9 protein-coding genes are annotated in these 13,210 nt (G+C 51.9%); 7 read left to right on the top strand and 2 right to left on the bottom strand.

The window, feature by feature from the left end:
- Positions 1–210: 210 nt before the first annotated feature.
- The 6 genes from HMPREF2952_RS01795 (at position 211) to HMPREF2952_RS01770 (ending at position 8,909) form a co-directional block, all read left to right on the top strand.
- Positions 211–1,533, top strand: coding sequence for an MFS transporter (locus HMPREF2952_RS01795; protein WP_049344509.1), 1,323 nt, complete (start codon positions 211–213; stop codon positions 1,531–1,533).
- A gap of 208 nt (positions 1,534–1,741) precedes the next feature.
- Positions 1,742–4,045: a DNA topoisomerase IV subunit A gene (gene parC / locus HMPREF2952_RS01790; RefSeq protein WP_004518843.1), complete on the top strand. Its 2,304-nt coding sequence runs from the start codon at positions 1,742–1,744 to the stop codon at positions 4,043–4,045.
- 69 nt (positions 4,046–4,114) lie between these two features.
- A complete protein-coding gene (locus HMPREF2952_RS01785; protein WP_004518842.1) occupies positions 4,115–5,701 on the top strand; it encodes a two-component system sensor histidine kinase NtrB in 1,587 nt (528 codons plus the stop codon).
- A complete protein-coding gene (locus HMPREF2952_RS01780) occupies positions 5,694–7,322 on the top strand; it encodes a sigma-54-dependent transcriptional regulator (RefSeq protein WP_004518841.1) in 1,629 nt (542 codons plus the stop codon). Before HMPREF2952_RS01785 ends, HMPREF2952_RS01780 begins: the two co-directional genes overlap by 8 nt.
- Positions 7,323–7,370: 48 nt before the next feature.
- Positions 7,371–8,123: a class I SAM-dependent methyltransferase gene (locus HMPREF2952_RS01775; RefSeq protein WP_004518840.1), complete on the top strand. Its 753-nt coding sequence runs from the start codon at positions 7,371–7,373 to the stop codon at positions 8,121–8,123.
- A 102-nt stretch (positions 8,124–8,225) separates the two neighbouring features.
- On the top strand, positions 8,226–8,909 hold the full coding sequence (locus tag HMPREF2952_RS01770; protein ID WP_049337039.1) for a 2,3-diphosphoglycerate-dependent phosphoglycerate mutase: 684 nt from the start codon (positions 8,226–8,228) through the stop codon (positions 8,907–8,909).
- A 136-nt stretch (positions 8,910–9,045) separates the two neighbouring features.
- Here HMPREF2952_RS01770 and HMPREF2952_RS01765 read toward each other — a convergent pair whose 3' ends face one another.
- A complete protein-coding gene (locus tag HMPREF2952_RS01765; RefSeq protein WP_004518838.1) occupies positions 9,046–9,837 on the bottom strand; it encodes a DsbC family protein in 792 nt (263 codons plus the stop codon).
- Between the two features lie 135 nt (positions 9,838–9,972).
- Here HMPREF2952_RS01765 and HMPREF2952_RS01760 point away from each other — a divergent pair, with 135 nt between their 5' ends.
- The gene (locus tag HMPREF2952_RS01760; protein ID WP_004518837.1) at positions 9,973–12,162 is read left to right on the top strand and encodes a primosomal protein N'; all 2,190 of its coding nucleotides are present in this window, start codon (positions 9,973–9,975) and stop codon (positions 12,160–12,162) included.
- An 80-nt stretch (positions 12,163–12,242) separates the two neighbouring features.
- On the opposite strand, the gene HMPREF2952_RS01755 is transcribed toward HMPREF2952_RS01760, so the two are convergent.
- Positions 12,243–12,917: a hypothetical protein gene (locus HMPREF2952_RS01755; protein WP_004518836.1), complete on the bottom strand. Its 675-nt coding sequence runs from the start codon at positions 12,915–12,917 to the stop codon at positions 12,243–12,245.
- Between the last annotated feature and the right edge of the window lie 293 nt (positions 12,918–13,210).

Raw genomic sequence — 13,210 nt, 5'->3', positions numbered from 1 at the left:
GGTAAGATCAACCATTTAATCCGCTTACCCAAAATAAGCTTTAAACAACGCAAACACACATCAAAATAAGATTATGTAAACGGTCAAAATAAAGGCCGTCTGAAAACAGGATTGCCTCATTAAAAAGGCGGCCCAATACAATAAAAGCGTCATACCGCTGAAATTGGAGTTTGTTGTTTCCATAGTTTATTATCCAGGAGTAGCCTTACTATGAAAATCTCCCCACAAGTGGCGATGACACTTCGCCAGATTATGCTGATGAACTTCGGTTTCTTCGGTATTCAATATAGCTTCGGGTTGCAGCAAACTGCGATTAACCCGATTTTCAGCTTTCTTCATGCCGATCCGAGCCAATTGCCGATTTTGAATATGGCAGGCCCGATTACCGGTTTGCTGGTGCAGCCGATGATTGGTGCGATGAGTGACCGCACTTGGGTGCCCGGATTGGGCCGCCGCCGTCCGTATTTCTTGATTGGCGCCATTGGTTGCAGTCTCTGTCTCTTTATCTATCCGCACGTTACCGCCTTGTGGGTGGCCGTATTGCTGCTGTGGCTCTTGGACATCAGTAATAATACTGCAATGGAACCTTTCCGTGCCTTCATTGCCGATACCGTTCCTGAACACCAGCAATCCACCGGTTTCTTGATGCAGTCTGTGTTTACCGGCTTGGGCATTACCCTGGCCAACGTTTCCCTCTATATCTTCCAACAAATCGGCTGGTTGCAACAAACTTCCGAAGCAGGCATTCCGTATTGGGTATTCGGTTCGTTTTATATTGGTGCGGTCTGCTCCATCGGTTCGGTTTTGATTACCGTTTTATCAACGGCCGAACGCGAGCCCAGCCCTGAAGAAATGGCGGCCATTAAAGCCCAGCCGAGCGGTCCGGCCCATGCTGTTAAAGATATTGTCGTTGCCGTGCGCGAAATGCCGACTGCCCTGTGGCAACTGGCCTTGGTGTATCTCTTCCAATGGTACGCGCTCTTCATCTACTGGCAATATATTTCCCACAGTATCGTCCAATCCGTCTGGGATTCGACCGTTGAAAATACCGAAGCGTATAGCCAAGCGGTTGCATGGACCGGCCTGGTAAACGGTTTTTACAACGTGATAACCTTTATCTCCGCCTTTGGCCTGATGTGGATGGCGCGCAAATACGCCGCCAAATATGTTCACGCCTTTGCCGTAACCCTTGCCGCACTAGCCTTGCTCACCATTCCGCACATCGGCAACAAATACCTGATGTTTGCGCCGATGATTGGTTTCGGTGTCGGTTGGGCAAGTATGATGGGCGTGCCGTTTATGATTGTGGTCGGTTCTATTCCGAAAGAACGTTACGGCGTGTACATGGGTATTGTGAACATGATGATTGTGATTCCAATGCTGATTGAAACCGTATCTTTCGGCTGGGTGTACAGAACTTTCTTGGGTTCAAACCCTGCCAACGCGATGACTTTTGCCGGTGTTTCCCTGGCCATTGCCGCAGCGGTGACCTTAACCATTAAAACTGCGGCCAAACCGGCTACTGCAGAATAACGAAGTTTTGATTTAAAACCAAAATGAAAAGGCCGTCTGAAACATGAAAGGGTTTCAGACGGCCTTTTTTGTCGAAACGGATTCCATTTGCTGACCTGATTCGGAAAGCCTTATTGTCGCTGCGCTACCGTTCATCACTCAAATTGGCTATGACTACCGATTTTGCTTTACAATATCCTTCTTTAATTTATTTCGTTTTACCATCCTGATGACAGAACACATTTCCGCTCCAAGTCCATCTCCTGTCGGTGAAGACTACCTGCTGTTAGGTCAATACGCCGAACGCGCCTATCTCGAATACGCCATGAGCGTGGTCAAAGGCCGCGCGCTGCCTGAAGTTTCAGACGGCCAAAAGCCTGTACAACGGCGTATTTTGTTTGCCATGCGCGATATGGGTTTGACGGCGGGGGCGAAGCCGGTGAAATCGGCACGCGTGGTCGGCGAGATTTTGGGTAAATACCATCCGCACGGCGACAGTTCTGCCTATGAAGCGATGGTTCGCATGGCGCAGGATTTTACCTTGCGCTATCCCTTAATCGACGGCATCGGCAACTTTGGTTCGCGCGACGGCGACGGGGCGGCGGCGATGCGTTACACCGAAGCGCGGCTGACGCCGATTGCGGAATTGCTGTTGTCCGAAATCAATCAGGGGACGGTGGATTTTGTGCCGAACTACGACGGCGCGTTTGACGAACCTGTACACCTGCCCGCCCGTCTGCCTATGGTGTTGCTCAACGGTGCGTCGGGCATTGCGGTGGGTATGGCGACCGAAATCCCATCGCACAATTTAAACGAAGTCACACAGGCGGCGATTGCGTTGTTGAAGAAACCGACGCTGGAAACCGCCGACCTGATGCAGTATATCCCTGCGCCCGATTTTGCCGGCGGCGGTCAAATCATCACGCCGGCAGACGAATTGCGTCGGATTTACGAAACCGGCAAAGGCAGCGTGCGCGTGCGTGCGCGTTATGAAATCGAGAAGCTGGCGCGCGGACAATGGCGCGTGATTGTGACCGAGCTGCCGCCGAACGCCAATTCCGCCAAAATCCTTGCCGAAATCGAAGAACAAACCAACCCGAAACCGAAAGCGGGAAAAAAGCAGCTCAACCAAGACCAGCTCAACACCAAAAAGCTGATGCTGGATTTAATCGACCGCGTGCGCGACGAGTCAGACGGCGAACATCCTGTGCGTCTTGTATTTGAACCAAAATCCAGCCGCATCGATACGGATACTTTCATCAACACGCTGATGGCGCAGACTTCTCTGGAAGGCAATGTGTCCATGAACTTGGTAATGATGGGTTTGGACAACCGCCCTGCGCAGAAAAACCTGAAAACGATTTTGCAGGAATGGTTGGATTTCCGCGTCGTTACCGTAACACGCCGTCTGAAATTCCGTTTGAGTCAAGTGGAAAAACGGTTGCACATCCTCGAAGGCCGTCTGAAAGTCTTTCTGCACATTGACGAAGTGATTAAAGTCATTCGTGAATCAGATGATCCGAAAGCCGATTTAATGGCGGCGTTCGGGCTGACCGAAATCCAAGCCGAAGACATTTTGGAAATCCGCCTGCGTCAGTTGGCGCGATTGGAAGGGTTCAAACTCGAAAAAGAATTGAACGAGTTGCGCGAAGAACAAGGTCGTCTGAATATTCTTTTGGGCGACGAAAACGAAAAACGTAAGCTAATTATCAAAGAGATGCAGGCGGACATGAAGCAGTTTGGTGACGCGCGCCGCACGCTGGTGGAAGAGGCCGGACGCGCCGTGCTGACACAAACCACCGCCGACGAACCCATCACGCTGATTCTGTCGGAAAAAGGCTGGATACGCAGCCGTGCCGGACACAACCTTGATTTGAGCCAAACCGCGTTCAAAGAAGGCGACCGCCTCAAGCAAACCATCGAAGGCCGCACGGTTTTACCCGTCGTCATCCTGGATTCATTGGGCAGAACCTATACGCTTGATGCCGCCGAAATCCCCGGCGGACGCGGCGACGGCGTGCCGGTTTCATCCTTAATCGAGCTGCAAAACGGCGCGAAACCCGTCGCCATGCTCACTGGTCAGCCCGAACAGCATTACTTGCTTTCAGGCAGCGGCGGCTACGGCTTTATCACCAAGTTGGCCGATATGATCGGACGCGTGAAAGCGGGTAAAGTGATCATGACCGTGGACAGCGGCGAAACCGTCCTGCCGCCGGTTGCCGTCTATGCTTCTTCGCTGATCAATCCCGACTGCAAAGTCGTACTGGCCAGCAGCGACCACCGTCTCTTGGCGTTTTCCATCGGCGAACTCAAAGTCATGCCTAAAGGCCGCGGTTTGCAGCTGATGTCGTTGGCTGAGGGTGCATCTTTGGAACACATTATGGTGACGACCTCTCCTGAGTTTACCGTTGTATCGGTCGGCCGACGCGGCGCAGAACATCAGGAAAAACTGCGTATTGCCGATATTGACGGCAAACGCGGTAAAAAAGGCAAGGTATTGGAAATATCAGGCCGTCTGAAAAGTTTGTCCTGAAACAAGAACAAATATATCTAAATAAATTAAATTTATACGACATTGCATGATAATAAAAAAGGTTCACTTATGAACAGAGCCAATCTTCAAGAACTGGGTAATCTGAGGGAGCGGATTCCCGGTGTAATCAACATTGCCCGAATAGCCATCGTCTTGCCGCTTTTGGTTTTGCACGCGTTCGGCAGCTACACGGGTGGCAACCTGATTGGCGTTTCGTTGCCGGCCGTTGAGTTTTATATCTGGGTAACGCTGTATTTCTTCCTGATTATGCTCTCCGTGCTCCGCCCGGGCTGGCAGTGGCAGTCTTTGGATTTGCCCAATGCCAGTGCCGTGGTCGACATCACCATGATGATGGTTTTGGTGTATATCTCCGGCGGTACGGCTTCTGGTTTCGGAATTTTGGTTTTGCCGTTTGTCGCCACGTCGTGTCTGCTCAGTTATGGCCACTATCCTATGCTGTATGCAGGCTATACGGCAATGTTGTTTATTTTGAACCTGTTTTTAGACGGCAGTATGCGTTTCGATTCATTTAATTGGGATGCAAAATCAGTGGCGAATTCTTTGATGCTGATCGGCGCCAGCTATCTGGTGGCGATGCTGACCTCGTTTGCCGCCCGTTATCTGGAGCAGGCCACAGAGTCCGCCAGCCGCCATCAACTGGCCTACCGCCGTATCAGCGGCTTGAACCATTTGGTTTTGAACCGCGTACAGGAAGCGGTTGTGGTGATTGATGCGACCCAACGCGTGTGGCTGTTTAACAAACAGGCAAAAATCTATTTCCCCAGCCTGATTATCGATCAGCAGGAAATCGTGTTCGGCGAACTGGTGGCTCGCTGGCAGCGTCAACCCGACAAACCTTTTGAAACCGATATCCATATTTTCCAACACGCCATGCACGTCCGAGCCGTTCCGCTGATTCAGGAGCAAACCGAGCTGCTGATGTTGTACGTCCGCTCATTGCGTGAAGTGGCTGCGGAGGCCATGTCCACCAAGCTGACTTCGCTCGGACAGTTGACTGCCAACCTCGCCCACGAAATCCGCAACCCGATGTCCGCCATCCGTCATGCCAGCGATTTGTTGCAGGAAGGCGATGAGGCAGATCCGCTCAAGGCCAAGCTCTACAACATCATCGACAGCAATATCCAACGTATCGACAAGATGTTGGAAGACGTATCCCTGCTTAACAAACGAGACAACATCAGCCGCCAGCCGATTAATCTGATGAAATTCTGGTTAGAGTTCAAGCAGGAATTTACCTTGAATAATCCCGATGCCATCGGTTGTCTGCGTATGAATATGGACGGCAACAATCTGACCGTATTGGTTGACCCCATGCATTTGCAGCAAGTGATGTGGAACTTGTGCAACAACGCTTGGAGACACAGCCGTCAGGACGAAAACGCCATTACCGTCCTTATCCGTTCAAGCGGCAGGATGCATATTTCCATCGTCGTGGCGGACAACGGCAAAGGCGTGCCGCCCGATGTACGAAATCATTTGTTCGAGCCGTTTTACACCACCGAAAAACAAGGCACCGGCTTGGGGCTTTACGTCGCACGCGAGTTGGCACACGCCAATATGGGGCAGCTGCATTATCACCCTGAAATGAACGGGTTTGAATTGATTTTACCGAAGGAGCAAGCGCAGGATGAATAAATTGCAAGAGCCGGTTTTGGTTGTCGATGACGAGGCAGACATCCGCGACCTGATGGAAATGACCCTGATGAAAATGGGTCTGCACGTCGATACTGCGGCTGGTGTTGAAGAGGCTAAAGACAAGCTGGACAACAACGATTATTCGCTGGTGTTGACCGATATGCGTATGCCTGACGGCTCCGGCCTCGAGGTTGTCCAATACATCGATGAACTGATGCTCGATACGCCCGTCGCCGTGATTACGGCTTTCGGCAATGCCGACCAAGCTGTTGAAGCCTTGAAAGCAGGGGCGTTTGATTATCTGCAAAAACCGATTACGCTGTCGCAGTTGCGTTCATTGGTTAAATCGGCAGTGTCGGTTTCAGACAATACTGCCGAACCCACGCCGTCTGAAAAAGTCAAATCGCAGCCTGCGCCTGTTTCTGCCGCCCTGTATAAACCCGAACCTCAGCCGGCTAAGCCTGTCGTTACGCCTCCTAAGAGCGTACAGAGTGAATTTAACCGGCCTTTGACTGTTCCGGAAGGGCTCAATTCCTTAAAAGAGCGTTTTTCGGCCGGCAGCATCAATCCTGCTTTGCAACAAGACGCACCTGTATTGGAAGGCGAGGACGATATGCCGCGCCTGTTGGGTACTTCGCCGCAAATGGTCGAAGTACGCCACCTGATTCGCAGATTGGCCCGCAGCCTTGTTCCTGTTTATATCTCCGGTGAATCCGGTACGGGTAAAGAGCAGGCGGCGCGCACGATTCACGAGCTGTCCGACCGCGCCGACAAACCATTTATTGCCGTCAACTGCGGTGCCATTCCTGAAAACCTGATGGAAAGCGAATTTTTCGGCTACAAAAAAGGCAGCTTTACCGGTGCGGATCAAGACCGTTTAGGTTTTTTCCAACACGCTGACGGCGGCACTTTGTTCCTTGATGAAGTTGCCGATTTGCCACTTGCCATGCAGGTCAAACTCCTGCGCGCCATTCAAGAAAAAGCCGTGCGTCGTATCGGCGATGCGCGGGAAACCTTTGTGGATGTGCGCATTATTTGTGCGACCCATAAAAACCTCGAAGCTTTGGTTGAAAGCGGCGCATTCCGTCAGGACTTGTATTACCGCCTCAACGTAGTCTCTCTGCATATGCCGCCTTTACGCGAAATGCGCGAAGACTTGGGCGCGCTGATTCTGTATCTGCTGTATAAACACCGTCACGGCAATCAAACCTACAAACTCAGCCCGAAAGCCCAAGAAGCCCTGTTGCATTACAGCTATCCCGGCAACTTCCGTGAGTTGGAAAACATCCTCGAACGCGCCGTTGCGCTAACGGTAGGCCAAGTGATACAAGTGGACGACTTGCAGATTCAAAATGCTCCGCAGGTTAAGGCAGAACGCAGCGGCTTCTCTTTTGACGATATTGCCGAACCCGACGCGCGTGAAACTACGCTCAATCACAGTCCCATTCCACCGTTTGATCCACGCACCATGCAGATACAGGATTACCTCGACCAAGTGGAACGCAGCATCATCGAGCAGGCTTTGCAGCAAACCCGTTACAACCGTACCCAAGCCGCCAAGCTTTTGGGCATCAGCTTCCGCTCTATGCGCTACCGTATGGAACGCTTGGACATCAATTAAAACGTTCAGACGGCCTGAGTTTTCAAGGCCGTCTGAAACATAAGCCTTATGTACAAGATTTATTTTGACGAAACCGCATCTACCGAACTTCGCAGCCTTGCTGCACCTTTCGGGCTGACCGTTATTGATCGGCAGCCTGAAGAAGGCAGTTTCCTTATCGCTGACGAAAGCGGCATCAGTTTGTGCCGCGCCGGTGAAAAAGGCCGTGTTCGCGTTGATTTTGATGGCGGTGCCGCCCATTATCGGCGCACTAAAGGTGGAGGCGAGTTGATTGCCAAAGCCGTCAACCATACTGCGCAACCGACTGTCTGGGACGCTACCGGCGGACTGGGGCGCGACAGTTTTGTGCTTGCCTCGTTGGGCTTGAATGTACAAACTTTTGAACAAAATCCTGCTGTTGCCTGTCTACTTTCAGACGGCCTCAACAGGGCAGGGCAAAGTGAAGAGACACGGGAGATTGCCCAGCGAATTATTTTGCACTTCGGCAATGCCGTTGATTTAATGCAGGAATTGTCCACGCAAAACGGCAGCCCCGATGTGGTGTACCTCGACCCGATGTATCCGGAGCGTCGCAAAACCGCCGCTGTGAAAAAAGAAATGGCTTACTTTCACGATTTGGTCGGTGCGGCACAAGACGAAGCCGAGCTTCTGAACGTTGCATTGAATACCGCCAAAAAGCGCATTGTCGTCAAACGCCCGCGCTTGGGTGAATTTCTCGATAGGCGCAAACCTGCTTATCAATATACAGGCAAAAGCACGCGTTTTGACGTTTACCTTCCGACAAGGCCGTCTGAAGACTAAAAGCAAACTTGCAACATATCAAAAGAAACCGCCGGCGTTATCAGCGCGGCGGCAAAGTGTGATATAAATACCCTTTCCCAAACTTCATTGGAGCAAACTATCATGGAATTAGTATTCATCCGTCACGGACAAAGCGAATGGAACGCGAAAAACCTTTTCACCGGCTGGCGCGACGTCAAGCTGAGCGAGCAAGGTTTGGCAGAAGCCGCAGCAGCAGGTAAAAAGCTGAAAGAGAAAGGCTACGAGTTTGACATCGCCTTTACCTCCGTTCTGACCCGTGCCATCAAAACCTGTAACATCGTTTTGGAAGAATCCGACCAACTGTTTGTTCCACAAATCAAATCATGGCGTTTGAACGAACGCCACTACGGTCAGCTGCAAGGTATGGATAAAAAACAAACCGCAGAAAAATACGGCGACGAGCAAGTCCACATTTGGCGCCGCAGCTACGACACCCTGCCTCCGCTGCTCGATCCTAAAGATCCTAACTCCGCCCACAACGACCGCCGCTATGCCAACCTGCCTAGCGATGTCGTACCTGATGGCGAAAACCTCAAAGTTACCCTCGAGCGCGTCCTGCCTTTCTGGGAAGACCAAATCGCTCCGGCCATCTTGAGCGGCAAACGTGTATTGGTTGCGGCACACGGCAACTCCCTGCGTGCGTTGGCAAAACACATCGAAGGCATTTCCGACGAAGACATCATGGGCTTGGAAATCCCAACCGGTCAGCCGCTGGTGTACAAATTGGATGAAAACCTGAAAGTGATTGAAAAATTCTACCTGTAAGGTAAAGAGAAAAAAGGACGTGTTGGACACGTCCTTTTTTGTACTTGTCAGTATCGAGGCCGTCTGAAGGCAGTTGATGGCGGGTGACATGAAAAAAGGACGCGTAAAGCGTCCTTTATGGAGATTAAACCCTGTATTACTGGTTTTTCTCGATAATTTCTTTGAGGTGAGGCATAGGGCTGTAACCGCTTTGGCTGCGGCCGTTAGGGAAGACCACGGTCGGTGTGCCGTTGAAGCCGAATTGTTCGCCCAATGAAGTGGTTTCTGCAACAGGGTTTTCGCAGTTTGCTTTGCCGCTTGGGAGTTTGCCTTTGCGCATCCAGTCGATCCATGCCTGGGTCGGATTAGGTTGACACCACAACAGCTCGGCTTTGCGCGCGGCATCAGGGTGCAGGCTCGGAATCGGCATCATGAATGTATAAATCGTGATGTCGGTCATTTTTTCAAACTCATGCTCCAAGCGTTTGCAGTACGGGCAGTCCGGATCGGAGAAAACAGCGACTTTCAGTTTGCCGTTGCCGCGTACTTCTTTGATGGCTTTATCCAAAGGCAGGGAAGCGAAGTCGATTTTGTTCAAATCGGCGGCGCGTTCTTCAGTCATGCTTTGGCGCGTATTGACGTTGATGAGGTCGCCAACGAGCATATAGTCGCCTTTAGCATCGGTATAGATGATTTGTTTGCCGCTGACGACAACTTCATAAATGCCTTTAATCGGTGTTTCACTGACGCTCAAAACTTTCAAATCTTGGGCGGCATAGACTTTTTCCAGACGCGCTTTCAAAGAAGCGGCAACGGATTTGTCGGCAGGCGCTTCCGCTTTGGCGGCCGGAGCAGGCGCCGCATTGGCGTTGGATACGGCAGGTTGACCGCATGCCAACAAAGGAAGGACGGCAAACGGCGTTAAGATTTTGATTAACTTGGTTTTCATGCGAGAGACTTGCGTGTGTTGAAAGTAAGGCATTGTATCAAACCTCTGTCATGTCTGCATTGTACTAAGGCTCAAATTATCGTCTGAAAATAGCTTTCGGCTGTTAAAATACGAAAAAATGATTTGATTGTTTGTATGATCTACCACCGTATTGCCGTAAACGTGCCGCTTTCAGACGGCCTTTTGACGTATTCCTATTCCGAGCCGCTTCCTCCGGGAACGCGGGTGCTTGTGCCTTTCCGCAATAAAACCGTTGTTGGGGTTGTGTGGGAAACGGATATTGCGCCGGATATGGATACGGCGCGGATTTTGAGTGTTCAGACGGCCTTTATGGAAGAAAAGCCGTTGCCTCAAAGCTGGCGTGATTTGTTGGCATTTACGTCGCGTTATTACCACTATCCGACCGGGCAGGCGGTGTTTGCCGCATTGCCGCAAGGTTTGAAGGAAACGCGCGTGGTGGAAATGCCGCAGCCGCCGTTGTTTTACGCTTTGAACGAAGCGGGTAGGGCGCAAACGCCGCCGCCGTCTCGGTTCAACAAAAAAGCGGCTTTGTGGGACGCGCTGCTGTCGGGCGGGATGACGATGGCGGCGTTGAAGCAGGTGAACGCGCAGGCGGCGAAATTAATTGAAGATTGGGCGGAACAGGGTTGGATTGAAACTATGGAAGCGGCGAAACCCGTTTTAAGGTCGTGCAATGGGCAGGCTTCGCACTCTGAATTTGTATTAAATGCTGACCAGCAGAAGGCTTCCGATGAAATTCAGACGGCCTTCGGTAAATTTCAGCCGTTTTTGCTGTACGGCATCACCGGCAGCGGCAAGACCGAGGTATATTTCGATGCGATGGCGAAAGTGTTGGCGCAGGGGCGGCAGGTGTTGTTTCTGTTGCCCGAAATCAACCTCACGCCGCAGCTTTTGAAGCGGGTGGAAGACCGTTTTGCCGATGTGCCGACCGCTGTGTTGCACAGCCAAATGGCGGCAGGCAAACGCACGCAGGATTATCTGCGCGCGATGTTGGGACAGGCGAAATTGGTCATCGGCACGCGGCTGGCGGTGTTCACACCGATGGATGATGTCGGGCTGATTGTGGTCGATGAGGAACACGACGGCTCGTTCAAACAGGACAACGAATTACGCTACCACGCCCGCGATTTGGCGGTGTGGCGGGCGAAGCAGAGCGGCTGTCCCGTCGTCTTGGGCAGCGCCACGCCCAGCTTGGAGAGCTGGCACAAGGCGCAAAGCGGCGCGTACCGCCTGCTGCAACTGACCGAACGCGCCCATACCACTGCGCAACTGCCGCAAGTAGACATCCTCAACGTAGGTCGTCTGAAACTCGACAACGGCTTCTCGCCGCAAGCCTTGCAGCTTTTGAAACAGAACTTTGAAGCAGGCGGCATGTCGCTGGTGTACCTCAACCGGCGCGGCTTCGCGCCCGCGCTGTTTTGCGGCGACTGCGGCCATACCTTCGGCTGCCCGAACTGCTCCGCCAAGATGGTGCTGCACCAACGCGCCCGCCAACTGCGCTGCCACCACTGCGACCACCGCGAACCCATCCCATTCAAATGCCCCGACTGCGGCAACCAAGACCTGACCGCCGTCGGCCACGGCACGCAGCGCGTCGAAGAAACCCTGCGCGCCTTCCTGCCCAAGGCCGCCGTCGTCCGCGTCGACAGGGACAGCACCGCGCACAAAAATGACTGGGCGGATTTGTACCGCCGCATCGCCGACAACGAAATCGATATTCTGGTCGGCACGCAGATGCTCGCCAAAGGTCATGATTTCGCGCGACTCAACCTTGTTATCGTGTTAAACGCCGACGGCAGTCTATACAGCGCGGATTTCCGCGCGCCGGAAAGGCTGTTCGCCGAGCTGATGCAGGTGTCCGGCAGGGCGGGGCGCGCCGACAAACCCGGCAAGGTGTTGATACAGACCCAACTGCCCGAACATCCCGTCTTCGCCGCCGTCAAAGCGCAGGACTACGCCGTGTTTGCCGAAAACGAATTGAACGAGCGACAAATGTTCGCCATGCCGCCCTTCGGTTTCCAGACTGCCGTCCGCGCCGACGCGCCGCGCGTTGCCGATGCGATGGAGTTTCTCAACGCCGCCAAAGAAACCATTGCTCCGCTTTTGCCTGAAAGCGTCTCCCAGTTCGGCGCCGCCCCCATGCTGATGGTGCGCCTTGCCGAACGCGAACGTGCGCAAGTTTTCCTCGAATCGACATCTCGACAAGATTTGCATCGCGCCGTGAGTTTGTGGGTACAAGTGTTACAGCAAAACAGGGACGGCAAAATCCGATGGTCGGTGGACGTTGATGTGCAAGAGGCTTGATTGAAATGATTCAATCAATATAGAAATAAAAGGCCGTCTGAAAATCTGTTTTTCAGACGGCCTTAAGTTTTGGAATCAGTTTAGAAGAATTTTGCAGCGATATAGCCGAGTGCAAGCAGACTCAAAACGGCGAATACGATAGCCATTGTAAGCAGAAACTGTGTTTTCTTCCTTGCTGCAAGTGCGGCCAGCTCAGGATTTTGGCCTAACTCTTCGCGTAGTTGGGATTCCAATTCAGCACGGATTTTCTTGCGCAGCTTTTTCTCTTCCTGCTCGCGTTCATATTTGAGCTTGTGGGCAATTTCGGTTTGTTTTTTATGCTCGAAAGAGATTTTTTCCTGCCATTCAATGCGCTTGCGCTGGATGGCCAGCTCATTTTTTTCTGTCAAATCAAAGTGGCAGGTTTTACATTCCTGTGCGTCGAGTTCGTCGATAATCGTCATGCAGACTGGGCATTGGATAGGGTCGGGCGTGTTGACTGCCAACACGGGTTCTTCTTCAACCGCTTCCAACTCCATAGCCTGACGGACGATTACGTCCAAACCTAAATAGCTGAAGTAATGCTGCGCATTTTCGCGCTCGTCTTGGGTGCATTTCTCGGCCACAATAGCTTGCGGACGCTCGGCCAAAGCTTGAATCAGACTCTCGACTTCGTTTTCAGGCAGGTTGTCATACAGGCAGGCATGGATGCGCTCCCTATCCGTGTTCGGCGGATAGGAAACGTATACGTCGAAAAATTTTTCTTGTTTGCTCATTGATATCCCATGAATATTTCGACTGCATCAACCAAATGGGTTGGGTCTGAGGTTTTGTTATTGTGTTTGAGCTGTTTTGGCTTGCGATGCAGGCAAAAACAGAGGCCGCAGTCTTAGGCAGACCGGATAGGGGGTGCCTTTGTGTCGTTAATCGGCTGGACAATGATTTTTTATTTATATGGCAATATGCATGTCCAATGTTATGTCTATTGTAGAGTAAATATTCACGCCCGATATTATTATTATAAGATAAATCCAATATTGTTTAAAATAAATTCACACAAAAGGCCGTC

The organism is Neisseria sp. HMSC068C12 (assembly GCF_001814095.1).
Lineage (GTDB): Bacteria > Pseudomonadota > Gammaproteobacteria > Burkholderiales > Neisseriaceae > Neisseria > Neisseria perflava.
The sequence above is the reverse complement of the archived record's forward strand: the minus strand, read 5'-3'. Positions and strand labels throughout refer to the sequence as shown.